The sequence below is a fragment of the Paracoccus sp. NFXS7 genome, from assembly GCF_040148865.1.
GTDB lineage: Bacteria > Pseudomonadota > Alphaproteobacteria > Rhodobacterales > Rhodobacteraceae > Paracoccus > Paracoccus marcusii.
The window spans coordinates 1-25,215 of record NZ_JAKEKV010000007.1 but is presented as its reverse complement, the minus strand read 5'-3'; the positions used below and the strand labels follow the sequence as shown (position 1 = coordinate 25,215).

Below are 25,215 nucleotides of genomic sequence, written 5' to 3'. Positions count from 1 at the left end.
GACGGCGACTTTCTTCAGGCGCAGTGTCCCGCCTTCGTTCCATCAGCCGGTGATGGCCTTTCCACCTGTCCAGGCGTCTTCGGCCGCTGTCCTGACCGACCGCAACGGGTGGGACAAGCGAGGACCGACAGGTCTTACCTCAAGCCCCGGTCCATAGCCCCATGCCGCGGCACGCTCTGCCTGCGATAGGGTCATCTGCGGCGCCGATCCGTAGTCCAGATTGCCGTCCCGGACCGTCGCGTCCATCCGGGACGGGGAAAGCGACATGAAGGCGTGAACGCTGTTCACCACCGCCGCGGGCGATGCCACCAGATCCTCGTACCGGATGACCATGGCCGCGTGCAGGTGGGACAGGTCCTGCTGCATCTGAGAGTGCGCGTCCAGCCAGTGGTCGATCAGCTGATGGGCTGGCCCATCGACCCATTTCGCGACCGCCGCCGCCACGGCCTCGGGGTGGCGGATGATCAGCACGAATTGCGACAGAGGGAACAACTGCTGGTACAACCGTGTCCGCGTCAGGTTCACCGGCGACTTCTCGACCCGCCACGGACGATCGCCAACGAACCATGGGTTCCAGTCGTGTTCCAAGCGCAAGCGGGTCTCCAGCCGGTCCAGCGGGTGGCCCTCGGTCAGGTGCTGACGCGGATCGGTCGCGAAATGCATCGGCCGTCCGTGCTGCGCAGTATGGGGGATGGCGCCCTGCAGATAGCATCCCTCATTCTCGGGCACTGGCGCGTCGCTGATTGTGGCCACCGCGCCATGCGCCGCCACCAGCCGCGTCAGAAGCGATGTCCCGGACCGGTGCAGGCCACCGATGAACAGATAGCGGTGATGCTGCATCAGGATGCCGTTCCCCTGTCGAAATATCGCTTGATCGTATTCAGGCCGAGGTCGTTGAAAGACCCGCGGGTGGCATGCCGGCCCGCGGGTCTTTCGAGATTGCGATGGGTCAGGCCCGGGGGGCGACCTCGCCCTCTTCCTCGCCGTCCCAATAATGAATGCGCACGGCGGCGACCTTGATCAGCGCCATGCCCGGCGTATCGATGCCGTCCGGAAACCACCGTTCCAGATCGCTGGTCCAATGGTCGGCGAACGTGGCCTTGTCGCGGATGATGCCGGCCTCGCCCTCGACGGCCACGAACAGCGGCGGCGCGCCCAGAATGCCTGCGCGCCCCTGGAACGACAGGGCGACGTGGGGGTCGCGTTCGATGTCGGACACGGTGCGCGTGTCGTCATAGGTGAAGTAATAGCTATCTCCGTCCCATTCGACATCGGAATTGTTGCTCATGGGACGGGTGGCAAGCTGGCCACCCTCGGTCCGGGTGGTCAGCATGGCAAAGTCGATATTGCCCATCGCCTTTGCCAGATCGCCTATGGTTCTGTCGGACATGTGAACTCCTGACTGCCGTATCGGCTTCTGGCACATCAACGCGCGGCCATGGTCATTCGATCCATGCCCCCTGCATCGCGGTGATCCTTCGCGCGATCAGCGGCATTCACATGACCGGCAGGGTGCGGCAACCCACGCGCCGGTCGGAGGTTGTCCGTTGCTCCGTTGTCGGAGCCAGCATCAGGAGCATGACGATGACCCCAACCTTTCCAGGGATTGCCTTGGCGACCGCGCTGACGCTTGCCTTGGTCGCACCCGTCGCGGCCGATCCGGGCCGCGGGCGCCATCACGACAACGACCGCAACCACGCCCATCAGGGGTGCCCGCCGGGCCTTGCCAAGAAATCGCCGTCCTGCGTTCCGCCCGGTCAGGCAAAGCGCGATGAGATCCGCTATGGTCGTGGCGTCGGCGACAGGCTGCGCGTCGAGGACTATGTCTTGGTCCGCGACCTCAACCGTTACGATGTCGAACGCCGGGAGGGTTGGCGCTATTACCGCAGCGACGATCAGTTGTACCGGGTCGATGCCGAGACGCGTCAAATTCTGGCCGTGATCAACCTGGCCCGCGCGCTTTTCAACTGAAGATTGCATTTTATGCATTTTTGAACGGTTCGGTTCGGAACCGCCGATCGGTGCGACAAGTTTGCACCGCATCATCGGGCAGCATGCCCGAGAGACAGGAGATTACCATGAAAGCGTATCTTGTTCCGACCTTGGTTGCGGCCCTGACGGTTGCGGGGGCCGCCTCGGCGCAGACGATGGCCACCGTCGCCACGGATTTGAACGTCCGGTCCGGCCCCGGCGTCCAGCACGGCGTGATCGGCGCCATCGGCACGGGGGACGAGGTGTCGGTCCTGGGCTGCATCGACAGCGCGAACTGGTGCCAGGTCAGCGGCGACGGTCTGGAGGGCTGGGCCTATGGCGACTATCTGAACGTCAAGGCAGGCGACGAGGTCGTGTCGCTATATCCCAACCGCGAGACGGTCGGCGTGACCATCATCGAGGCCCCCGTCGAGGACCCGACCACCGGGCAGGACGCCGCCGTGGGCGGTCTGGGCGGCGCGGCGATGGGTGCGCTGATCGGCGGCCCGGTCGGGGCGGTGGCCGGTCTTGCCATCGGCGGCGCGACCGGTGCTGCCGCAGCCGAGGAGCCCACGACCGAAGTGACCACCTATGTCACGTCGAACACCGTGGATCCCGTCTATCTGGACGGAGAGGTCGTGATCGGCGCGGGCGTTCCGGAAAACGTGACGATCTACGAGATCCCGGATCAGCCGGCTTATCGCTATGCGCAGATCAACGGCCAGACGGTGCTGGTGAACCCGCAGGATCGTCAGATCATGTATATCTATCGCTGACCTTCGCGGAGACGGCGGGCATGGCCTTTGGCTCGTGCCCGCCAGACAAAGTGTGCTGAAAGCATAGGGCTGACGGTCGCGGCCCATTCACCCAGTCATTGGATCTACCGGCAAGGGCAATTTCGCGTTTCAGCCTGTCCACGACAGATCGACCACGTCAGCCCGATTTTGCGGAACCTTACAGGTCGCAATCTGAAATCGGCAAACACCCATTGCCGTCGCCTGCCGTCCCGCAGTTACCGCTGCGCCCTGATGACGGGCGCAGCGTGTCGTCACATCGCTTCCAGCTGGTCGACCGCTTCCTGACAGGCAGCCTCGTCCCCTTCGGCAAGGGCGCGTTCCGCATCGGCGATCAGGCTGTCGCGATCAGGCATGGCCTCGTCTCCCTCGGCCTCTTCCGCGGCGGTCGGTTCGCCTTCCTGCTGCGCCTGCACGTCGCTGCCGGACATGGCGACGGCCGTTCCGGGCTCTGCCTCCGTTCCCTCCAGCGGCGCAAGCGAGCCGTCCTTGGCGATGCCCTCGCCCGAGGCGCTGTCGGCCCCATCGGCTGCAGGCATGCCGGAAGACGCATCGGCCGACGCTTCGGGGGCATCTGCTTGGGTGTCATTGCCCGCCGGTTGCTCCAACGGCGCCAGCGATCCGTCCTTGGCAATGCCCTCGGTCCCGCCTGACGCAGCACCCGCGCTGTCGCCGGTCATCGCGGCGGTATCGGTAAAGCGTGCCAGATCGGCGGCGCAATCCGCCTGCGCCATGCCGGCAAATGCGCAGATCGCGCAGCCGGCCATCCAGGTCATCGAATACTTCATGTCTCGTCTCCCATGATGCAGCGTCTCCTCCTCAGAAGACGTAACGAAGCTCCTGCCTGCGCCCGATGTTCCAGCAGATGAGCTATAACGTTTGCTAATCGGCACCCCTCCGGCCGGGCAGTCGGTACCGGACGCCACGATCCGCCAAGCCGATGAAAGGCAACGGGTTCGCCCGAACGGCGCATGACACAGAGTGCAAAACCTGCCCCAGCAACGCTGACATTAATCAAGTTGCGTGGTCGTCAACCCTGACCTTAGCTGAAACATGTCGTGAACATCGCGATGTCCTACGGCGTTCTCTTTCAGCGGCGGCCCCATGCATTCTCGTCGTCTTGTCGTCATCTCGGATCATTGCAGCCATGGTCCGCCGGTCCCGGTGACGCATCCGGCGCAGATCGACACCATCCTGCCGCCGCCCCCGACGGGACAGGTCTCCGTCACCGGCGGCTATCTGGAACGCCTGCCCTTGGCAGCGATCGCGGCGGGCATCGTCGATACCGCCGAGATCTGGAGCTTTGCCGGGCGCTGCGGCGAATCCGATGCCAGCCTGGGCCTTGCCGCGGGCCGGGCCGATCCGGACCGCCCCGGCCTGACGCGGCGCGTCTTTCGCGCCGATGCGCATGACGCGCCTTATGGATCGGCCGAGGCGGTGCGCCATCTGCAGCAGACCGGCGTGCCCGACATCCTGTGCGTCTGGGGCCTGGGGGTCGGGCATGACATCATGGATGCGGCACGCGGTGCGATCACCATCTACAATTCCATCGACGCCCCGGCACTGCGGATCCCCTATGACTTGGCGGCGCGGTTCGATCTGTTCCTGACCGGCGCCCCTTGGCAATCGACCGAAATCAGGGCGCGTATCCCCGGCGCCCGCACGCGCGTGCTGCCCATCGGCCCGAACTTTGCGTCCGACGTGACCTTTCATCCGACCGGTGCGGCCAAGGATCGCGACGTGGTCTATGTCGCCTGCGCGCAGCCCTACAAGCGCCACGACATCCTGTTCGACGCGATGGAGCGCCGCCCCGGCACCACGGCCCTGCTGGTGGTCGGATACGGCGACGACGACCTGCGCGCCGACGCCGACCGCCGCGGCCTGGACGTCGAGATCGTGGGCCCACCGGGGGTGGATCATGATGCCGTCAACCGGCTGATCAACCGCGCCCGCGTCGGCGTGGTCTGCGGTCAGCATGACGGCGCCCCCGCGATTCTGACCGAATATCAGCTGGCCGGCCTGCCGGTTCTGGCCAATGCGGACTTGGTCTGCGGGCTGGACCACGTGCCTGCATCGGCCGGGACCATCGCATCCCCCGGCGCGCCCTTTGCCGCCGCGCTGGACGGGCTGCTGGCATCGCCGCCCGCCGATCCCCGCCCCGACGCGATCGCCCGATGGGGCTGGCGCGCCAGCATCGCCTGCCTTGGCCAAGACATCGACGCGATCCGCAGCGGTCGCCGGAAGGAGCCGTCATGACGCCCCGCGACCTGTCGCACCCCGCGACGACCGACAAGCCCGCCCTGATCTGCCTGTCGCATCTGCGGTGGGATTTCGTGACCCAGCGGCCTCAGCACCTGATGGACCGCTTTGCCCGCGATTACCGCGTGCTGTTCTGGGAGGAGGCGATCCCCACCACGCATCACCTGCCTTATCTGGAGTTCCACGCCTTTCACGGCACGACCGTCCAGGCCGTGCGCCCCCGCATTCCCGACCGCTGGTCGCCCCAGGATCAGGCCGCGGGCCTGGTGGGTCTGTTCGACCAGATGCTGGCCCTGAACGGGATCGTGCGCCCGGTCCTGTGGCTGTACACGCCGATGATGTGGCCCGTCGTGCAGCATGTCGATGCCGCGGCCGTGGTCTATGACTGCATGGACGAGCTGGCCTCGTTCCGCTTTGCGCCGCCCGCGCTGGCCGGGCTGGAGGCCGCGCTGATGGCATCGGCGGATCTGGTGACCACCGGCGGCTGGTCCCTGTGGGAAGCGCGGCGCAACGATCACGCCAATATCCACGCCTTCCCCTCCTCGGTGGAGACGGGGCATTTCGCGACCGCACGGACGGGACTTGCCGAACCCGACGATCAGGCCGGCCTGCCCGGCCCGCGGCTTGGCTGGTACGGGGTGATCGACGAACGCGTCGATCTGGACCTGATCGCGGGACTGGCCGCGGCGCGGCCCGACTGGTCGGTGGTGATGATCGGTCCGGTGGTCAAGATCGACCCCGCCAGCCTTCCCCAGGCGCCCAACCTGCATTGGCTGGGCCAGAAGAGCTATGACCAGCTGCCCGCCTATCTGGCGGGGTGGGACGTGGCGCTGATGCCCTTCGCGATGAACGAGGCGACGCGCTACATCTCTCCGACCAAGACGCCGGAATATCTGGCCGCCGGATGCCCGGTCGTGTCCACCCCGGTGCGCGACGTGGTGCGCCAGTACGGCCATCTGCACGCGGTCCGCATCGCCGACGGCCCGGCGGCCTTTGTCGCGGCCTGCGCCGATGCGCTGGCGGATGCCCCGGCCGACATCTGCACCGAGGCCGACGCTGTGCTAGCCCGCCAAAGCTGGGACCTGACGCAGGCCCGCATGGCGGCGCTGCTGGACCGGGCGGTCGACCGACGCCGGCGGCCTGCCGTGCCCCGCCCCTGCCGCGCGCGGCCCCGTCCCGACGTGACCATCTGCGGCGCGGGGTTTGCCGGCGCGGTCATGGCGCGCCAGTTGGCCGAACAGTCGGGCAAGCGGGTGCTGGTCGTCGACCGGCGCGACCATATCGGCGGCAACGCCTTTGACGAACAGAATGCCGACGGCCTGCTGATCCACCGCTATGGCCCGCACATCTTTCACACCAACGCCACCGAGGTCGTCGATTTCCTGTCACGCTTCACCGAATGGCGGCCCTATGCGCACCGCGTGTTGGCCGATCTTGGCGATCGCCGGGTGCCGATGCCGATCAACCGCACGACGCTGAACATGCTCTATGATGCCGGGCTGACCGGCGACGCGGACACCGCCGCCTTCCTGGCGGCGCGCGCCCGGCCCGTGGACCCCATCCGCACCGCGCGCGATGTCGTCGTCTCGGCCGTGGGGGACGATCTGTACCGGCTGTTCTTCGAGGGTTACACCCGCAAGCAATGGGGGCTGGATCCGTCCCAGCTGGACCCCTCGGTCACGGCGCGGGTGCCAACGCGCACCGATACCGACGATCGCTATTTCACCGACCGGTTCCAGGCGATGCCGCGCGATGGCTATACCGCGATGTTCGCGCGCATGCTGGACCATCCGGGGATCGACGTGCGCACGGGCACCGATTTCCATGACATCGACCCGGCCGATCGCGGCGCGCTGACCGTCTATACCGGGCCGATCGACGCCTATTTCGGCCACCGCTTCGGTGCGCTGCCCTATCGCAGCCTGACCTTCGCGCACGAGACCCTGCCCCAGCGCCAGTTCCAGCCGGTGGGCGTCGTGAACTATCCCGACCCGGAAGTGCCCTTCACGCGGATCACCGAATACAAGCACCTGACCCGGCAGGACCACCCGATGACGGCGATCACCCGCGAATATCCGTCGGACCGGGGCGATCCCTATTATCCCATCCCCTGCCCAGAGAACCAGGCACTGTTCCGCCGCTATCGGGCGCTGGCCGATGCGGAACCGAACGTGATCTTTGCCGGGCGTCTTGGCAGCTACCGCTATTACAACATGGACCAGGTGGTGGCCCAGGCCCTGGCGCTGCACCGGCGCATGATGGCGGTCCCCGTGCATGCCTGACCGGTTGCTGCTGGTCACCGACAGCGCCGAACCGTCGGGCGTGGGCGCGCATATGGTCGCCCTGGCCGCCGCGCTGGCGGAGCGGGGCCTGCGCCCGGAAACGCTGTGGCCCGACCATCCGGCGGGCCGCGCCCTGGCTGCGCAGGTCACAGCGGCGGGCGGCATGGCCGCGGTGACGGACACCGGGGCGATCGCCCGGGCGGTTGCGGACTGGGCGGGGCAAGGCCGCGGAACGGTCCATGTCCACGCCGGCATCGGGTGGGAGGGGCACGCCCTGACCCGCGCCGCCCATGCCGCCGGCGCGACCGTGCTGCGGACCGAACATCTGCCCTGGCTGCTGACGGACCCCGATCAGATCGCCGAATACCGCACCGCGCTGGCCGGGGTGCACGGCGTGATCGCCGTGTCGCGCCAGGCCGCGGACGGGTGGCGCAGGGTACTTGGCCCGGGAACATCCGTCCGCGCGGTGCCCAACGGCATCCGCCACCGCCCCGCGCCACAGGCGGACCGCGACGACCGGATGATCCTCTGCGTCGGTCGCCTGACCCCGCAAAAGGCGCAGCGCGTCCTGTTGGGGGCGCTGGCCCGGCTGCGGCGGGGCGGCGGCGACGCACGGGTCGTGATCGTCGGCGACGGTCCGGGCCGGCTGCTGCTGGACCGCGCGATCCGCCGGTTGGGCCTGCAGGACCATGTGACCTTGGCCGGGCGACGCGACGACGTGCCCGCGCTGATGGCGCAGGCCGGAATCCTGGCCCTGCCGTCGCGGTTCGAGGGGCTGCCGCTGGTCGCGCTGGAGGCGATGGCCGCCGGCCTGCCCGTCGCGGCCAGCCGGATCGGCGGCACCGTCGAGGCGCTTGGCCCCGACCACCCCTGGCTGCACCCGCCGGGCAACAGCCGCGCCCTTGCCGACCACCTGGCCGCGGCGCTGCGCGATCCGCAGGCGCGCGCACGCGTGGCCCAGGCGCAGCAGGACCGTTTCACCGCGCATTTCACTGCCGCCCGCATGGCCGGCGACACCCTGGCCGCCTATCGCGCCGCCAGCGCAAGGAAGGAAAAACCGCCTATGGACCGTATCAGACTGGGCTTCATCGGGGCGGGCGGCATCGCGCATCGCCATTTCGGCGTGCTGCAGACCATGCCCGACGTCCAGGTCGTGGCCATCTGCGACACCGACCCCGCCCGCGCGCAGGAGGCCGCAGACCGCATGGGGGCCACGGCCCATCACGATCACGACGCGATGCTGGCCGCGCATGATCTGGACGCCGTCTACATCTGCGTGCCGCCCTTTGCGCATGGGGCGCCCGAACGGGCCTGCATCGCGCGGGGCCTGCCGTTCTTCGTCGAAAAGCCGATCACCCTGGACGTCGATCTGGCCCAGCGGATCGCGGCAGAGGTCGAGCAGGCCGGGCTGATCACCGCCGTCGGCTATCACTGGCGCTATCTGGACACGATGGACGAGGCGCGCGCCCATCTGGCGACCAATCCCGCGCATCTGATGCAGGGATTCTGGATCGACCAGACGCCGCCGCCGGAATGGTGGTGGCGGGCCGACGGATCGGGGGGCCAGGTCGTCGAACAGGCCACCCACATCATCGACGCGGCACGGTTCCTGGCCGGCGACGTGACCGAGGTGTTCGGCCTGTCCGCACGGCGCGACCGCGACGACTTTCCCGGCCTGACCGTCCCCACCGCCACTGCGGCCACGCTGCGCTTTGCGTCGGGGGCGGTGGCCAACCTGTCGTCGACCTGCCTGATGCGGTGGAACCACCGCGTCGGCCTGCATGTCTTCAGCGACGCCATGGCGATCGAGATCACCGACCACGACCTGATGGTCGACGTCGGCCAGGGCCGACCCGTCCGGCAGGCCAGCGGCGATCCGGTCTGGCGCGAGGACCGCGATTTCGTCGAGGCCGTCATGGGCCGCGAGAACCGCATCCGCTGCGACTATGCCGAGGCGTTGCTGACCCATCAGGTCGCGCTGGCCGTGGGCCGGTCGGCCGAAACCGGAACCCTTGTGCGGATGGAGGGGCTGCGGGCCGACCCGCAGCCCACCTTTTGTCCTGCCGCTGCGGCGGGCGCCGACGATGCCGCATGAACATCGCCACATCCGGTCGCTGGCCATCCTGGACCAGGGCCGTCCGGGCTTCTTCGGCTATGACGAAGGGCCGGCGGGGGACGGGCAGGTCCGGCTGGACCTGCTTTATACCGGGCTGTCTGCGGGGACCGAGCTGACCTTCCTGAAGGGGACCAACCCCTATCTGCACAGCCGGTGGGACGATGTCGCGGGCCGCTTCGTGCCCGGCGAGCCGTCGGCCCGGTTTCCGGTCAACTTCCTGGGCTATATGGAAAGCGCCCGCGTGATCGACGCGCGCGCGCCGGGCTGGCGGAACGGTCAGGTGGTCGGCACCGCCTTCGGTCACAAGACAGGCCACACCGCCGATCCGTCCCACGACCTGTTGACGGCGCTGCCCGACGGGATGGACCCGATGCTGGGCATCTTTGTGGGCCAGATGGGACCGATCGCCGCGAACGGCATCTTGCATGCCGATGCCGAGGCCTTCGGCGCCGCCGTCCCGCATCTGGGCGCCAGCCTGGACGGGCGCCCCGCGCTGATCTGGGGTGGCGGCACGGTGGGCCTGTTCTGCGCGCTGTTCGCGCAGGCCGCCGGCGCATCCGAGGTGGTGGTCGTCGATCCCTCTCCCTTCCGCCAGGACATCATCCGCAAGCTGGGCATGACACCGATGGACGAGGACGCGGCCGTGGCCCATGCCAAGTCCGCATGGCACGATCGTCACGGCGGCCGCGGCGCCGAGGTGGTGTTCCAGACCCGGGCCCATTCCGACAGCCTGCACCGCGCGCTGGCCGCCCTGCGCCCGCAGGGCACGGTGATCGACCTGGCCTTCTATCAGGGTGGCCTGCCGGACCTGCGCCTGGGCGAGGAGTTCCACCACAACGGCCTGCGCCTGATCTGCGCCCAGATCAACCGCATGCCGCGCCGTCTGGCCGCCGACTGGAGCCAGCGGCGTCTGGCTGCGGAGACCGTCCGCCTGCTGGAGCGCATGGGCCCCGCCATCCGCCAGCATCTGATCACCCATGTCGTGCCCTTCGACGAGGCGCCGCGGTTCCTGGAACGCCTGGCGACCGAGCGGTTCGATTTTCTCCAGGTCGTCTTCGCGACCTGATCCCGCCAAGGAGCGATCCGATGAACGACGATCTGAACCAGCCCTGGGGCGTTCAGCCGCCCCAGGACCTGCCCGTCCCGCATCCTGACGCCGGCAAGATTCGCATCCTGTTCGTCCTGGCCTGGCTGGTCGTCGGCGGAGAGGAGACGGAACTGCGCCTGCTGGCCCGCACCCTGCCCCGCGACCGGTACCGGATCGACGTCATCCCCTGCTTTCGCAAGGAGGGGATGCCCGACCAGACGACCGACCAGCTGCGCGCGCTTGGCATCCATGTCGACACGACGCCCTATGCGCTTGGGTTCGACGACACCATCGACTATCTGCGCCGCAAGATCTGCGGGGCCGACGTGGTGGTCAGCTGTCAGAACGTCGCCGACATCTATCCCGCGATGGAGCGTCTGGCCCTGCGCCCACCGCTGATCGAACATGGCGGGCTGGTCAGCGAGGCGCTGGCCGGGCCCAAGCACCTGACCGCGCGCTATGTGGGCGTCTGCGACAGCATCCGCGCGGCGGCGGCGGGACGCATGCCCGACCGGCCCGACCATGCGGTCGAGATCCCGTCGATGGTCGATCTGACCGAGTTCGATCCGGCACGCCGGGCGCCCATCCGCGCGGCGCTTGGCATCGCCGACGACCAGGTGCTGATCGGATGGGTCGGCCGCTTGGACCGCAAGAAGCGGGTCGAGGATTTCTTGGCCGCCGCGATGCGCGTCGCCGCCAGCCATCCGCAGGCGCGGTTCGTCGTCATCGGCGGGCCGGACGCCTTCATGCCGGAATACGCGCTGCAGCTGCAGGCGCTGGCGGCACCCCTTGGCGACCGCGTGATCTTTACCGGCGACCGGGCGGACGTGCCCGACCTGCTGGCGGCGATGGATGTCTTCTGCTGGCTCAGCCGGGGCGAGGGCATGCCCCATGTCATCGCCGAGGCCGGGGCCGCGGGCCTGCCCGTCATCGCCACCCCCGACAACGGCGCCCTGCAGCAGATCCGCGACGGCGTCAGCGGCCTGTTCGTGCCGCACGAGGATCCCGGGGCGGTGGCCGCCGCCATGCGTCGGCTGATCGACGAACCGGCCCTGCGGCACGGCCTGGGATCGGCGCTGCAGGGCCATGTGCGCGCAACCTATTCCGCCACGGTCGTGGTGCCGCAATGGCAGGCGCTGATCGACACCGTTCTGGCCGAACAGGCCCCGGCGCCGGTGCCTACGCTGTTCACCAGCGTGATCCAGGGGGGATGGGAATCCTCGACCCATCGGCGGCGCGACGGGCGGCGGCTGGATGTCATCGCGGCCATCGGTCACGACACCCATGCCACCCAGGATTACCTGCAGCTGCAAGGCTTGGGCATCCGCACCTGCCGCGATGCCTTACGCTGGCCGTCGATCGACGCGGGCGGCGCGCTGGACCTGGGATCCTGGACCCCGATGCTCCAGGCGGCGCGCGACACCGGCACGCAGGTGATCTGGGACATGATGCATTACGGCTGGCCGGACGATCTGGACGTCTGGTCCCCGGCCTTCGTCGACCGCTTTGCCCGGTTGGCCCGCGCCGCCGGTCGGCACCATCGCCAATTGACGGATGCCGTCCCCTTCTGGTGCCCGGTGAACGAGATCAGCTTCCTGTCCTGGGCCGGCGGGGATGCGGGCTATCTGAATCCGTTCGCCGGGGGCCGCGGGTTCGAGCTGAAGGTCCAGTTGGCCCGCTGCTATCTGGCCGCCCGCGCGGAGCTGGTGGCCATCGACCCGCGGGCGCGCTTCGTCACCGCCGAGCCGCTGATCGCGGTCCAGCATGCCGATTGGACCGGTCGCCCGCTGTTCGAGGCGCATGGCTGGCACGACGCCCAGTTCCAGGCCTTCGATCTGATCGCGGGCCGCATCTGGCCGCAGATTGGGGGATCCGAGGCCGCGCTTGACGTGGTCGGCGTCAACTATTACTGGAACAACCAATGGATCCATGGCGGCCCGCCCATCGACGTCGATCATGCGCTGCACCGCCCCCTGTCAGATTTGCTTGTCGAGGTCGCGGCGCGCTATGACCGCCCCGTGATGCTGGCCGAGACCGGGACCGAAGGCGCGCGCCGCGCCGCGTGGTTCGACCATGTCATGACCCAGACCCATCACGCCCGCCGTCGCGGCGTCCGGGTCGAGGGGGTATGCCTCTACCCCGTTGCCGACCACCCCGGATGGGACGACGACCGCATGTGCCCGAACGGCCTGCTGGGCGCAGACCCCAGCAGCGGCGCACGCGACGTGTGCGCTCCCTTGGCACGCAAGTTGCAAGGAGTGTCACAATGGTAATGTCGAGGAATATAGGCACAGACCCGCATCAGCGCTGGTTATCCAGTTTCAGCGAAATGTGCTTGCTTGGTGTCCCAGGTGAATCATCGCTAAAAGTGGCGCTGACCTATCAACCAGTGTGAATTGGTTCGGCAAGATTTACCGGTAGAACCGATATTTCACGCATCTGTTTGCAGATAGGAGCCTGACTGGAATCGCAGCGTCTGACACCTTGTGGACTACGTTTATTGCGATCCGGTCATGCGTTTCAGCTGCTGATCATCAGTCAGCCGTTCAATGCCAAAGGCTTCCAATGCCTTGACGATGATGTCCGTGGGCGAATCCCCCGCTTCGGCTGCCGCGGTCTCCAAGCCACGGCGAAGGTCGTCGGGAAGGTCAATTGGTGGGGTCGAACCGGTCATGTTCCGCTCTCCTGTATCGTTTCATTGAACATGTCAGCGCGTCATGCGGTTCCCAAGCTTGCACGTCCTGAGAGGTCTCCTCACCGATAAGCCAGGCGCCGCTTCCGGGGTTACATGTACACTAGAAAGCAACGTACTGCGTCCGAGTTTCCAAATACGCTCTGGAATGGATTGGCCGTCGCTGGTGGCCCGATGCCTGGGAACCAGTGCTTTGCCCGAAACGATGACGACGTCATGGCCAGGAACATTTGCTGCGGCTGCCGGTTGCCGGACCTCCACCGACAAGGAGGATCCGATGAACCACCCACGCGTCTTTGCAGTCACATCCGCCGACGCCGTCCCGACCCCGTCGAGGCTCAGGCTCGCTCCACCTGTCATTGACGCCACGCCGACGATCCTGCCGGCAAGCGACCATTTCGGGTGGAACGTTCATATCGCAAACAGGCGTATGACAGCCGGCACGGCAAGCAGCTGCGTCAGCCGGCACCTCTGCCAGCATCAGACTGCCGCCGTGACTGCTGACAGAGTGCCAAGCGTTGATGATATCGCCAACCATGCCGCCACCGCCAAACCCCTGCGCGCCAGGCAGGCAAGACCAACGTTCGATGTCACCTTACCGGCCAGCCAGATCTCCGACCATGAGCCGCCCCTGATCGTGCGTACAGCCCACGCCCCGGACATCACCGAACAGCCGCATTGGAGCGTGCCTATGGGCACCACGCCAACCATCGGCACTCCTTTGAACGGACGGTAAATGGGGAATGACGGAATGCAGACCTGGTTGTGCCTGTCCGGCGGAAACGCATTAGGGGCCTTTCATGCGGGCGCATGGAAGGCCATTCAGGACGCAGCGCTGAACGTCACACGCATCTCGGGCGCCTCGATCGGGGCGATCGTCGCGGCGGTCATCGCGGGCAATCCGCCAGACCGGCGTGTCGAAAGCCTGGACCGCTTTCTCAACGACATCGCTCAGTCTGCCTTGTCCGGAAGCGGGCGCCGCCGGTTGGTCACGGGCACGTTGCTGTTCGGAAACCCTGCGCTGTTCAGCCCATCGGTCCCCGGGTTGGCCGAGATCCTACCCGGCGTGCCGCCCGACAGGGCAGTCTTCCATCGCAGGGCGACCCGTCGGCTGATCGAGGACTATGTGGATTTCGAACTGCTGAACGCGGGCGGCATCGAGGTCACCGTGACCGCGACGGATGCCGAAACCGGCACCGTGGCGGCGTTCCGCAATACGGTGGAACCGCTGACGGTGGATCATCTTATGGCCAGCAGCGCGTTGCCGGTCCTGTTTCCCCCTGTCACCCTGAACGGTCGGCATTTCATGGATGCGGGCCTGGCCGAGAACCTGCCCCTGCGCCCACTGCTGGATCGCGATGACGACGCCCTGATCCTGGCCTGCGATCTGTACAGCGCAGCGGGGCCGCTGCGCCAGACGATGGACGGCATCGCCGACCGGGCGCAGGAGCTTGCCTTCGGGTGCCAGTCGCGCCGTGCGATTGCGGCGTGCGACCTGACCGGACGTCGCTTTCATCATGTCATCCTGTCGGACCCCGAGGACGACTTTTCCGGAAAGTCCTTCGACTACAGCCAGGCGTCACTGCGCCGCCGATCCAAGCTGGGACATATGCTGATGGCCCAGGCGCTTGAGAGCATCATCGCTGAACCCCCGACATGAGAGGCCCATCGTGATCCCACCCCGACTGCACGCCGCGCTTGATGCCGTGTCCGCGGCCCTGCTGGTCCTGGGGCCGGCATCCATGAGACGAAACGCCGGCCTTCGGGCGCCGTTGACCGCCATCGGATTGGGGGTGGCCGCGTATTCGCTGGCGACATCCTATCGCGGTCGCTCGCCCGGGCGGCCGATCCGCATGGACCAGCACCGGTTATTGGATGCCGCGCAGGGTGCGGCCTGCCTTGCCTTGGCGCGCGACGTGGACGACCAGACGGTGCGCACGATGCTGCGCGGCTATGGGGCGTTCTCGCTGGCGGTGGCGGCGGCGTCTTCGCCCCCGGGACCGACCGGCATTGCCGTCCCTGCGGACGCTTGGGCGACCGATCTTGGCGACGATCTGGCCTGTTTGCGCTGCGGCATCGTCAATGTCGCGTTCATCGGTGCTGCCGGTGCCGGCGACCGGGACTGGTATCTGGTCGATGCGGGCGTGCCGGGTTCGGCCGCGGCCATCCTGCAGGCGGCACGACGGCGCTATGGCGCATCCCGACCCGCCGCGATCCTGCTGACGCATGGGCATTTCGATCATGTGGGCGCGTTGCATCATCTGGCAGAGACATGGGACGCGCCAATCTATGCCCACCCGGCCGAGCATCCCTTTCTGACCGGCCGCCAAGCCTATCCCCCTGCAGCCCCCGAGGTCGGGGGCGGTATGATGGCGGAACTGTCCTGGCTGTTCCCCCGGCATCCGATCGACGTGTCGCACCATCTTCGCGCCCTGCCGGAGGATGGCCGCATTCCGGGTCTGGAGGATTGGCGGTGGATCCATACGCCCGGCCACACGCCGGGTCATGTCTCGTTCTGGAACGCCGGCACGCGGGCCTTGCTGGCGGGCGATGCCGTCATCACCACGCGCCAGGAGTCTCTCCGGGGTGCCCTGATGCCGCAGGCCCAACTGCAGGGCCCCCCTGCCTATTTCACACCCGATTGGACGGCGGCCGATCTGTCGGTCCGGCGGCTGGCGGACCTGGAGCCCCGGATCATGGTGACAGGCCATGGCCCGGCACTGCAGGGAGATGCCCTGTCAGAACGGCTGCATGCACTGGCGACGACATTCCGTCAGCATGCACTGCCGAACGACAGCCGCTATCTTCGCCAACCATCGTAAGATGGTGGAGTGCCGTTTGTGGATAGCAATGATTGCCGGTTGGATTCTGGCCGAATGTACGGGCAGGCGCGCGTTGTTGATCCACAACAGATGTCGGCGCGGAGCGGTATTCTTGGCGGTACGACGACGGCACGTCCGTGTCGCACCTTGACCGGTAGGGATCACATGTCCGAAGATCCCCCCTTGCCAGCGTGACCAAAGCTTAACCGAAAGCCCTCGAAACTCGCTGTTGCCCAAGCAAGGTACCCCTATAGTTCAAGCCGCCCTCCGTCACAGCAACCACAGCACGGCACCCGTTCCCCAAATGCCGATCGACAGCAGCAGAATGAGGAATGCTATCAGAATTGCGGGTTGAGCCCGGACCGCATGCACGGACAGTCTGCGCCGGGATGTGCGGTTGGCCCACCAAGCGAACAGAAGCATCATCTGTGCTGCGAGAAGAAACACCGTCGCCACGGCTTTCGGAACCCAGGTGGGCTGAAACGGGCCGAAGACGGCCTGCATCCCGATCGCAACCGCAGCAGTCGCCAAACCAGTCCTGATCCAGCCAGAGAACGTGCGCTCCACCGCCAGAATGGTGCGATCTTCGGCAAGATCCGTGCGGTCTTCGGCGGGGTGGTCCTTGCTTGCCATGATATGCGCGCTGTAGTTTGCAATGCTGCCGGATAGCTGTTGAGACCGCTTGCATTGAGGAAGGAGCCACGGCCTCCCCGTCTCTCTGTGCGGTGCCTTTGCAGTGGGCTGACCGGCCAGCGCCTGCCCTGCTCGGAAGAGAGCGTATCTTGAAAGCAAGTGTCACCATCAAGTTCGCCAAACAGTGCCTTGGAACACTGCAGCCTGGTATCCGGTGCCGCACTTCTTCTTTGGTAAAGATAACGCCGACGATCACGACAAGCTCGGGTCGGAACAGCGCTTTGCAAAGACGACAGCCCCGCTGATGCGGGGCTGTCAAAGATGCTTTGTATGCCTAGGCCTTTGTCGACCCCGCCATACCTGTTGGGGAACTGGCTGTCCGGGGGGCCGTGGAGGATTGGGAATAGCCGGACCCGGAGGATGCCTTGCCTTCTTCCGCGTCCGTCAACTCGTCCTGTGCGGCGGCCACGACGCTGGATGCGGCTGACTTCGCCTCGTCCAGCCCGGCTGATACGGCGCTACTGATACGGCTCTTCTCCTCCGCATAGATCGCCTCCGCCTCGTCGAACAACTGATCACGATAGTCGCCCATCAGTTCGTCCTCCTGCCGCGTGCCGGGCAACAGGGCACCCAAGGCCGCGCCCCCGATCAGCGCTAGCGCACCGAACAGCAAAGGCTCGTTGTCATAGCTGCGGGCGATCTGCCTGTTCGCCCGCGCCATCTGGCGGCTGGCCGAGTCACTTGCATCCAGTGCCTTGCGGCGTGCCGTCTCGATCCGGCGACGGGCCTCCTCGCTCATCCCCTCGGTGCCCTCTCCAAGCCGGTCCCGAAAATGGCGCGCGCGATTGCCCAATGCCGTCGAGCCGTCACTGACGCGGTCCCGCAGGTGGCTGGCAGTCTCTCTGGTTCTATCCATCATGCTATGCTCCTTGTCGGATCCGGTGTTTTGGTCAAAGGACGATCCGGTCGTCATCGGCCGACGGTCCGAACTCCAACCCGTGGTCGATGCCACACCGCGCGGGGGCGGGGTGCCGTAAGCCCGCGTCGATGCCGTCTGGGCGTCGCGCCGCCCGAATGACTGACCAAGGCCATGGACCGGGTCATGCCCGCGACCGAAGATCATCCATGCCAGTCCGATACCGGTCAGGCCCAAGGCAACAGGGTTGGCACGGGCGGCTGCGCTGGCCGATTCCGCCCATTCCGCGCCGTTCCGACGAACGGAGTCCGTCAGGCGGCGCGACAGGCCGTCCAGGGACAGTTCGTCCTGCAGATCGTTCAGCGTGCGGCGCAGCGCGTCACGGTCCTTCTCGATCTCGCGTTCGATATGATCCGGGTTGTCTGCATCATGCGTCATGATAGGCCTCCTTGACCGTGTTCGCGTCGCGCTGGACGTTCTCGACCGTACGCGTCGGCATCAGGTTCTCGGGTTTCAGGTCGGCCATGCCCTTGCGCAAAAGGCCATAGGCCAGGATCGCAAGCACGACCCCGACGATGACCGCGCTCCAGATCGGGCCAAGATCGGTTTCCGCCAGGGCGGCCACCAAGGCCGCCGTCAGCACGTTCAGCGTGACGATGCCGATGACGGCGGCGGCCACGATTATCCCCAGCCCGGCACCGGCATGGCTGAGGTTCCGGCGCATCTCTGCCTTGGCAAGGGCGATTTCCTTGCGGACAAGATCCCCCGACAGCCGCAGTGCATCGGTCGCAAGCGTGGCAGGGTTCTGGGAGCGGACAGGATCAGTCATACGAACCTCCGATCGTGCGGCTGCCCGAGAGGCCAGGGTTGCCGGATGACGCTGCGCCGGTACCGGTGCCGGACACAGGCTTGGCCCCCATGCCCACGTGATGATCAGGGTTTGCAGCGCCGGTTTGGGCGACCGCTGCGCGATCATCGGAGCTGGTCGGCTGGATCGTGCCGGTCATGCCATAGCTACCGGACCTGGTCATGTCCGACGAATTGGCGGACCCTGCCCGCAGAAAACGGACCGCGGCAAAGCCTGCCAAGGCCGACAGACCCAGAAAAGCGCCCGGCTGGCGACGCGCAAAGCGACGCACATCACCCAGCATCTGTGCGGGGTCCGTCGAATTCAGGCTGTCCGCCAGTCCGCTGACGCTGTCGGCCGCACGGTCGAACATCTGTGCGACGGTCGAATCCGGATCGATCTCGGATCTGGCCTTGCGCAGGCCTTCGGCCACGCTCTCGGCACGGTGCGCAACGCCGGAACGCAGGTTCTGCTCGCGGCGCGCGACTTCGTCCTTGACCGTTCCGGCCAACCGCGACGCCTGTTCGGAGGCCTCGGCCCTGATGCTGCCCTGTTCGGACGTATCAGTCTCCCTGAGGTTCGGATCGTTGATGGTCATCTGAGATCTCCCTTGTCTGGCTGAAGACGAGCATTACAGCGACCCGCCGACAGGTTTATCGGGGCCCTAACCAAGCGAAGGAGATGATGTTCCAGTAACGTTAATTAAGTTGAAGATTTTTCATGCGGCAACCATGCCAGATAGTGAAATTATCTTTCCATTACATTGTCTTGAAGTTTTTAAGTTATCAGGATGATTTTTATTTCCCAAAAAGCGCCATGCCGAAACGGACCGTTCTACGATCATACGGCTCCGGTCTATTGACCCGGGGGAATAATGACTAGGATTCTCTATTAATGAGAGATGGAATTATATAAATCAACCGAGGATTGAAAAAAAAGATGCAGGCCGTCCATTCAATGATATCGAACCATCCCGCAGCGTCCTTGATCATATCAGTACCGCATGTGGCAGCGCGCAGATCCAGACTACTGGGCATATAGTACGCCATGTTTTCATTAGTACTTGTTGTAATCGCAGGACGCGAAACCACCCGTTGCACCCCGCGACTTCGTCAGCAGTGGTCCTAGTGTTTTGCCCTCATAGAGAACAGGCGGCATCACCTTTAAACGTCATTGAAAACATCACCTGACTTACGACGCCGTTGCGAGCATCGGCAAACTTTACAGCCATAACATGCCGTGGGCGAGGCACCAATCCTTCGATCCAGAGCCAACGCCACCGTTGATCTTTCTCTTAGTCTTCTCCGATATGAAATAGCCGATAGAATTTACGCTATTTGTACAGATAATCGCGTGGAAAAAACCATACAGCAAAACGGTCAGCATAGCGGCTGCAATTGGCACTGGAAGCGGGAGCGCAATAGCAACTGCCTCCGTGAAACATGGCCTTGGAACCAAGGCCATGAATCTGAAATTCGCGCTTTCATAAGCAAGGCAGAACAATAGAAATTTTCAAAGGGACAAGAATTCGCGTCAACCCTTGACTAAATGAATTACTCTACATTTTGAGAAACGGTGAACGCTAGTTGCCTCTCTCCGCAAACATTGCTGCGGCCGCCGGATGCAAGGGGGCGGCCAAGCCCGACTCCTGCATGTCGCGAACGGACAGCTTCTCCAGCACGGCCGCTGAGACCCCGATCGAGGGAAGGTTTGCGATGGTATTTTTGATGATTGCGGCAACGATGTCATCCGGCATGTCCGTGCGTGTCACCAGCGTCGCCAAGACTCCGATCGACAGGATCCTGCCCTTTTTCCATAGACGCTGCGCGGAATGGACGAGTAGACATAATCGTCGTTCGCCTCGATGAACGCGCGCACTTCGGGTCCGGAAATGTTGACCAGCCGCGCATCGCACTCGTTGATGGCACGATCGACGACCGAACTGGGATGACCCAGGATCAGCACGGTCGCGTCGATCCTGCCGGCGCATAGTTCATCCAGTCCGGTGCCGGTGGTGAGTTCAAGCAGCGCCCTGAAATCCGTCCGATCCAGACCCAGGGCCGTCAGCAGGCGCATGGCCGTCGCCTGCCTGCCCGATGCAGGCAGACCGATATCGACCCGCTTGCCGACAAGCCCCCCCAGGCTGAGGATATGGGCGTCGGGGCGCGCCAGGACCGTCAGCGTTTCCGGATAGAGCGACATGACGCTGCGAAGATCAGAGAAGGCCGGTTTACCCACGAACGGGCCTTCGCCGGTCAGGGCCATGGTCTGCACGTCGGACTGCACGATGGCGAAATCAAGCTGGCGGGTCCGCAGCGCCTCCATGTTGTAGATCGAACCGGGGGTGGCCTCGGGGCTGCAGCGCAGTGCCGCCTCAGCCCGGTTCGTCTCCTGACACAGGGCGGTGGCGGCGGCGTAATAGCTTCCGTTAACGTCCCCGGAGCCGATGGTGTACAGCTGTGGATCCTGTGCCTGCGCAACTGTCGACACGGACAGAAAGGCCACTGCCATCCAACGGAACATCGACGACCTCCGCACCCTGCTGTCGCCATTAGCGCATGACGGCGATTCATCGGCAAGCACGTAAAATCTTCTCGCAGAAACGCGAAGTCGCAGTCACTATGGAAAGGGGGACCTTGCGAGGGAAGCGATGCCGGATTTCCTGTACGACATTCCGCTGCGCGACCTTGCCTTCTATTTCTCGCTTGCCGCCGTCCTGTCGATCTTCGTCGGGATGCTCGTCCTCAAGCCGATCCTGCGCCTGCTGATCGGTTCAGGCCCCGACCTGAACGAGGCGATCACGCACGGCACGGCCGGCTTCAACCTGTTCTATGGTCTGCTGCTGGGCCTGCTGACCGTGTCGGCCTATCAGAACAACGAGCGCGTGAACGAGGCGGTGCTGAACGAGGCCACGGTGCTGGGCGCGCTGTATTCCGACATCAACGGTTACCCGGAACCCGTTCGATCCGAGACCAAGGCGATGATGCGCGACTATGTCCTGTTCACACTGTACAAGGACTGGCCCGCCCATGCGCAGGGCTCCTATCTGGATGGCGGTGGCAATCGCGTGAATGCGATGCGCCAGAAGCTGTCGGGGTTCGAGCCGACCTCGGCCGGGCAGGAAATCCTGCATGCGCAGATGCTGTCGGCGTTCCAGGAGTTCACCCGCGCCCGGCAGCTGCGCCTGAACGGTGTCTACACGGAAATTCCCAACGTCCTGTGGTATGCCGTGCTGGTGGGCGCGGCGATCAATATCCTGCTGATCGTCCTGCTGCGGATGCGCCCCGTGCGTCAGTTCGTGCTGGGCACCATCACGGCGTTCTTTCTGGGCGTCATCCTGTTCGTCATCGTCGCCCTTGACGATCCGCTGCGCGGCGAAGCGGCGATTCAGCCCGACCCGCTGGAGCGCCTGTGGCAAAGGGTCATGATCTGGGACGAGCCCTGAGGAGGCGACATGGCGCAGTTTTCCATCCGGGAGGTCGAGGGAATGCGGCAGGTTCGCATCGAGATCGACCAGGAGACCATCCGCGCCCGCCGCGGGGCCCTGTCGACCATGCGCGGCGACATCGCCCTGACACCGCGGCTGCCGGCACTGGCGGATGTCTTTCGGTCGATGTTCACCAGCGAAGCCCGGATCAGGCCTTATTACAAGGGCAACGGGTCGATCGTGCTGCAGCCGTCCTTGTCCGGATATCACCTTCTGACGGTTCAGGACGGCGAGACATGGGTTCTGGAGCCCGGCGTCTATTGGGCATCCGAAGGCGGTGTTTCCCTGGGCATGCGCCGTGAACGCTTCTGGCCCAGCCTGTGGGCGGGTGATGGCGGCCTGGTCTGGAAGACGACGCTGCACAATGCGGGCCAGGTCGCGATCAACGCCCCCGGCCCTGTCGAGACGATCGAGGTTCAGGACAGCGACTTGCGTGTTCAGGGGCGACTTGTGCTGGGCAGGACCGAGGGCCTGCGGTTTTCATCACGAAATCCGGCGTCATTTCCGCGCAACCTGATCTCCGGGCAGAAACGCCTGCGTGTCTTCAGCGGCACCGGAAAGGTTCTAGTTTGCTGGACGCCTTATTGGAACGAACATCTGTATCGCAGAATGACCGGGGAAAGCATCGATGGAGCCTTGCTGGAATGATCCCTTGGTGCGCCCATGTCATGCGCATCGGTCAAGATGCAGTGCCCTGCAGTCTCCCGCGGTCACGCATGCGCGGTGACCAAACGATACGTAACCCGTTCACGGTCATTTCCGTGATTTGCATATCCTTGAGCGGCTTCTCCCCGCAGTAACCGCAACCAATATCGCTTTGTGGCGTCGCTGGCCTTCGGCCGTCGGCTGTTCAAACGAAATCTACCATGATGAAGGTCATCGACTGGGTCGATTAGTCGATCAGAAAATTGATGATCATGCGTGGCGCATATCTGAATGTTTTCTACCTGATTTCGTTTCACTGGTTCAATGATGTGCCGCCCACCCGTTCATCGTGGAGCGCTGGGGGCTTAAATCCTGATCTCACCTCATTGCACCCACTGAGCCGCCCTGTCCTTTCCGGAGGTGTGTCGCGAACACGGTGGCCAGGCTTGCAACGATCGTGATGGGCTAAATCAGCCAATCCCTGACGCCGTTCGATCAAATCAGAGCGGAGCAAACCTGCCGTACGAAACCGGGCCTTTCAATGCCCACTATTGACCGGACAAAAAATGGCGCGCGACTATCGTTTGTGCCATAGTTATGGCGGTCATACACTAAACGCTTATTCCTGCTGCGAACCTGCAGCCGGTGGCTTCCCGTGATAAGACGATACCCACCTCGCTGCCAAGACCACGCGCACTAGACCTTCTGTTCACGACCTGACCGGACCTTGAGAGCGGGGAGATAGGGATCCAAACACCATGATCCCCTCCTCTCTGATGTCCCTAGAACCGGGTGATGATCGTGGCGCCGACGGACTGAAACCTGTCCATGTTCACCAAGGCCGCGGGGGCTTCGGCAAGGCTGATCCGGTCACCCACCAGACGCGCGGGATCGAGCTTGCCACTGGCCACCATGTCCAGCATCGCGCCATAGCGATGAGACTGCATCCCATGCGAGCCCAGGATCTCGATCTCTTGACCGACGATCCTAGGCATGGGCACGGCCGGTGCCGCGTGATCGCCCAGCATCAGGCCCACTTGGATATGCTTGCCGCGCGGCCGCAGACAGAGGATGGAATTGGTCATCGTCACCGTATGCCCAAGCGCATCGATCGAGACGTTCGCGCCACCACGGGTGATCTCCCGGATCGCTTCGGCGACATTCTCATGTCTTCCGTCGATCACGAAAGCCGCACCAAGCGCACGGGCCAGATCCAGCTTTGCCGGATTAAGGTCCACGCCGATGACGTTCGCCCCGGCCGCTGCAGCGATCATCACCGCGGATAGACCCACCCCGCCACAGCCGTGAACGGCCACCCATTGCCCCGCACTGACCCGCCCCTGATCGACGACAGCACGAAAGGACGTGGCGAACCGGCAACCCAAGCTGGCCGCGGTGGCGAAATCCATGCTGTCCGGCAGGGCGACCAGGTTCAGGTCAGCCCTGTGGATGGCAACATATTCGGCAAACGAACCCCAATGGGTGAAGCCCGGCTGCTCCTGGTGCAGGCAGACCTGCTGATGTCCGGCATAGCACTCCGAGCAGCTGCCACAGCTGCAGATGAACGGGACGGTGACCTTGTCCCCCACTGCCCACCTGGTGACGTCCTTGCCGACCGCCACCACCACCCCTGCCAATTCGTGGCCCGGAACATGCGGAAGCTCGATGTCGGGATCATGCCCCTTCCAGCCGTGCCAATCGCTGCGGCAGACGCCCGTCGCCTCCACCTTGAGAACAATGCCATGCGCTGCAGGGGTCGGGTCCGGAAGGGTGACGAGCGTGGGCATTTCCCCGAACGTCTCAAACATCACGGCTTTCATGGGGTCAGCTCCTTCAGGTGGTGAACCATCGGCTGTCATCCTAGTCCCATCGCGGGAAAGAGCTTTGCCAATCTTCTTGTCATTTGCCATCATTGAGGCAGACTCTGCCCCTTTGATGGAGCAACCGACGGATACTCTGCCCATGACCAAGATTGACGCCGTCAGTATGCAGATGCTCACGTTGCTTCAGGACGACGGCCGCATGACAAATGCCAAACTGGCCGAGACGCTGTCGATGAGCGAAACGCCATGCTGGCGCCGTCTGAAGCGGCTGGAGGAAAGCGGCATCATCGAGGGCTATCAGGCCCGGTTGAACCGCCGGAAGATCGGACTAGGCGTGATGGCATTCGTCCAACTGCGCTGTTCCGAACACGATGCGACTGCGACCGCAACGTTTCAGCGCATCATCGAAACCTCGCCCAATATCCTGTCCTGCCACAACACGACCGGCGCCGACGATTTTCTGCTCATCGCCGTCGCGCGAGATCTGGATGACTACAGCAGCTTCGTCGAGACCACGCTTCGACGGCTTCCCGGCGTCACCAGCATCCGGTCGAACCTGTCGTTGCGAGAGATGAAGTCCTCAAGCCGGCTACCAATCATGCGAAGCGACGGATGACGCCTTCTCGAGGCGTGATGCGTCGAGCACCAAGGCGTGTAGCCACGAATGCTCCTTCAAGTCGGGCAGACGCTACATTACCGCAAAGGAAATTATGACCCACGGTTTTTCCACTTCTGGGTAAGCTTGCGGGAATCCTTGGCCTTGCGGAAGGCCAGGCCGGGATCGATCGTCCGGACATGACGAAGCCCCCGCGGGTCGCGAGGGCTGTTTGTTCGTCTGGGT

General features: G+C 64.9%; 24 protein-coding genes. 13 read left to right on the top strand and 11 right to left on the bottom strand.

Features of this window, described 5'->3' with window-relative positions:
- Positions 1–42 precede the first annotated feature (42 nt).
- Positions 43–840: a sulfotransferase family protein gene (locus LZ686_RS12385; RefSeq protein WP_349548001.1), complete on the bottom strand. Its 798-nt coding sequence runs from the start codon at positions 838–840 to the stop codon at positions 43–45.
- Positions 841–949: 109 nt separating this feature from the next.
- A complete protein-coding gene (locus LZ686_RS12380) occupies positions 950–1,390 on the bottom strand; it encodes a pyridoxamine 5'-phosphate oxidase family protein (RefSeq protein ID WP_349548000.1) in 441 nt (146 codons plus the stop codon).
- 194 nt (positions 1,391–1,584) lie between these two features.
- Here LZ686_RS12380 and LZ686_RS12375 point away from each other — a divergent pair, with 194 nt between their 5' ends.
- Positions 1,585–1,971 carry a hypothetical protein gene (locus LZ686_RS12375; protein ID WP_349547999.1) on the top strand — a complete coding sequence of 129 codons (387 nt, stop codon included), beginning with the start codon at positions 1,585–1,587 and terminating at the stop codon, positions 1,969–1,971.
- 107 nt (positions 1,972–2,078) lie between these two features.
- Positions 2,079–2,747, top strand: a complete 669-nt coding sequence (locus LZ686_RS12370; protein ID WP_349547998.1) for a DUF1236 domain-containing protein — start codon at positions 2,079–2,081, stop codon at positions 2,745–2,747.
- A 272-nt stretch (positions 2,748–3,019) separates the two neighbouring features.
- Here the strand turns inward: LZ686_RS12370 and LZ686_RS12365 are convergent, their stop codons facing one another.
- Positions 3,020–3,553, bottom strand: a complete 534-nt coding sequence (locus LZ686_RS12365; protein WP_349547997.1) for a hypothetical protein — start codon at positions 3,551–3,553, stop codon at positions 3,020–3,022.
- Between the two features lie 316 nt (positions 3,554–3,869).
- Between LZ686_RS12365 and LZ686_RS12360 the strand changes: the two genes are divergently transcribed.
- The 5 genes from LZ686_RS12360 to LZ686_RS12340 are packed head-to-tail and all read left to right on the top strand — an operon-like array spanning position 3,870 to position 12,782.
- Positions 3,870–5,021 carry a glycosyltransferase gene (locus LZ686_RS12360; RefSeq protein WP_349547996.1) on the top strand — a complete coding sequence of 384 codons (1,152 nt, stop codon included), beginning with the start codon at positions 3,870–3,872 and terminating at the stop codon, positions 5,019–5,021.
- Positions 5,018–7,306, top strand: a complete 2,289-nt coding sequence (gene glf, locus LZ686_RS12355) for a UDP-galactopyranose mutase (RefSeq protein WP_349547995.1) — start codon at positions 5,018–5,020, stop codon at positions 7,304–7,306. The genes LZ686_RS12360 and glf overlap by 4 nt, the downstream gene beginning before the upstream one ends.
- Positions 7,299–9,401 (top strand): glycosyltransferase, encoded by a 2,103-nt coding sequence (locus LZ686_RS12350; protein ID WP_349547994.1) that lies wholly within the window; start codon positions 7,299–7,301, stop codon positions 9,399–9,401. Before glf ends, LZ686_RS12350 begins: the two co-directional genes overlap by 8 nt.
- The gene (locus LZ686_RS12345) at positions 9,391–10,488 is read left to right on the top strand and encodes a zinc-dependent alcohol dehydrogenase (protein ID WP_349547993.1); all 1,098 of its coding nucleotides are present in this window, start codon (positions 9,391–9,393) and stop codon (positions 10,486–10,488) included. Before LZ686_RS12350 ends, LZ686_RS12345 begins: the two co-directional genes overlap by 11 nt.
- A 20-nt stretch (positions 10,489–10,508) precedes the next feature.
- Positions 10,509–12,782 (top strand): glycosyltransferase, encoded by a 2,274-nt coding sequence (locus LZ686_RS12340; protein WP_349547992.1) that lies wholly within the window; start codon positions 10,509–10,511, stop codon positions 12,780–12,782.
- A gap of 224 nt (positions 12,783–13,006) precedes the next feature.
- Here the strand turns inward: LZ686_RS12340 and LZ686_RS12335 are convergent, their stop codons facing one another.
- Positions 13,007–13,183, bottom strand: a complete 177-nt coding sequence (locus LZ686_RS12335) for a YlcI/YnfO family protein (RefSeq protein ID WP_157001453.1) — start codon at positions 13,181–13,183, stop codon at positions 13,007–13,009.
- Positions 13,184–13,478: 295 nt separating this feature from the next.
- On the opposite strand from LZ686_RS12335, the gene LZ686_RS12330 reads away from it, so the two are divergent.
- From LZ686_RS12330 to LZ686_RS12320, 3 genes are read left to right on the top strand one after another with little or no spacing between them, the layout of a single operon-like run.
- Positions 13,479–13,937: a hypothetical protein gene (locus LZ686_RS12330; RefSeq protein ID WP_349547991.1), complete on the top strand. Its 459-nt coding sequence runs from the start codon at positions 13,479–13,481 to the stop codon at positions 13,935–13,937.
- A gap of 15 nt (positions 13,938–13,952) precedes the next feature.
- Positions 13,953–14,861, top strand: coding sequence for a patatin-like phospholipase family protein (locus LZ686_RS12325; RefSeq protein WP_349547990.1), 909 nt, complete (start codon positions 13,953–13,955; stop codon positions 14,859–14,861).
- Positions 14,862–14,871: 10 nt separating this feature from the next.
- Complete coding sequence (locus tag LZ686_RS12320) at positions 14,872–16,023, top strand: MBL fold metallo-hydrolase (RefSeq protein WP_349547989.1); 1,152 nt, start codon at positions 14,872–14,874, stop codon at positions 16,021–16,023.
- A 270-nt stretch (positions 16,024–16,293) separates the two neighbouring features.
- Here LZ686_RS12320 and LZ686_RS12315 read toward each other — a convergent pair whose 3' ends face one another.
- From LZ686_RS12315 to LZ686_RS12290, 6 genes are all read right to left on the bottom strand, one after another.
- Positions 16,294–16,656 (bottom strand): DUF202 domain-containing protein, encoded by a 363-nt coding sequence (locus tag LZ686_RS12315; protein ID WP_349547988.1) that lies wholly within the window; start codon positions 16,654–16,656, stop codon positions 16,294–16,296.
- Between the two features lie 334 nt (positions 16,657–16,990).
- Positions 16,991–18,010: a DUF3618 domain-containing protein gene (locus LZ686_RS12310; protein ID WP_349547987.1), complete on the bottom strand. Its 1,020-nt coding sequence runs from the start codon at positions 18,008–18,010 to the stop codon at positions 16,991–16,993.
- A complete protein-coding gene (locus tag LZ686_RS12305; RefSeq protein ID WP_349547986.1) occupies positions 18,000–18,401 on the bottom strand; it encodes a phage holin family protein in 402 nt (133 codons plus the stop codon). The genes LZ686_RS12310 and LZ686_RS12305 overlap by 11 nt, the downstream gene beginning before the upstream one ends.
- Complete coding sequence (locus tag LZ686_RS12300) at positions 18,394–19,017, bottom strand: hypothetical protein (RefSeq protein WP_349547985.1); 624 nt, start codon at positions 19,015–19,017, stop codon at positions 18,394–18,396. The genes LZ686_RS12305 and LZ686_RS12300 overlap by 8 nt, the downstream gene beginning before the upstream one ends.
- Before the next feature lie 984 nt (positions 19,018–20,001).
- On the bottom strand, positions 20,002–20,175 hold the full coding sequence (locus tag LZ686_RS12295; protein WP_349547984.1) for a hypothetical protein: 174 nt from the start codon (positions 20,173–20,175) through the stop codon (positions 20,002–20,004).
- 11 nt (positions 20,176–20,186) lie between these two features.
- Positions 20,187–20,942 (bottom strand): TAXI family TRAP transporter solute-binding subunit, encoded by a 756-nt coding sequence (locus tag LZ686_RS12290; RefSeq protein ID WP_349547983.1) that lies wholly within the window; start codon positions 20,940–20,942, stop codon positions 20,187–20,189.
- Between the two features lie 127 nt (positions 20,943–21,069).
- Between LZ686_RS12290 and LZ686_RS12285 the strand changes: the two genes are divergently transcribed.
- A complete protein-coding gene (locus LZ686_RS12285; protein ID WP_349547982.1) occupies positions 21,070–21,864 on the top strand; it encodes a bestrophin-like domain in 795 nt (264 codons plus the stop codon).
- A gap of 9 nt (positions 21,865–21,873) precedes the next feature.
- Positions 21,874–22,554 (top strand): AIM24 family protein, encoded by a 681-nt coding sequence (locus LZ686_RS12280; RefSeq protein ID WP_349547981.1) that lies wholly within the window; start codon positions 21,874–21,876, stop codon positions 22,552–22,554.
- A 779-nt stretch (positions 22,555–23,333) separates the two neighbouring features.
- On the opposite strand, the gene LZ686_RS12275 is transcribed toward LZ686_RS12280, so the two are convergent.
- Entirely contained in the window at positions 23,334–24,371 is a 1,038-nt protein-coding gene (locus LZ686_RS12275) for a zinc-dependent alcohol dehydrogenase family protein (protein ID WP_349547980.1), read from the bottom strand.
- Between the two features lie 142 nt (positions 24,372–24,513).
- Here LZ686_RS12275 and LZ686_RS12270 point away from each other — a divergent pair, with 142 nt between their 5' ends.
- Positions 24,514–24,990, top strand: a complete 477-nt coding sequence (locus LZ686_RS12270) for an Lrp/AsnC family transcriptional regulator (RefSeq protein ID WP_349547979.1) — start codon at positions 24,514–24,516, stop codon at positions 24,988–24,990.
- Positions 24,991–25,215 lie beyond the last annotated feature (225 nt).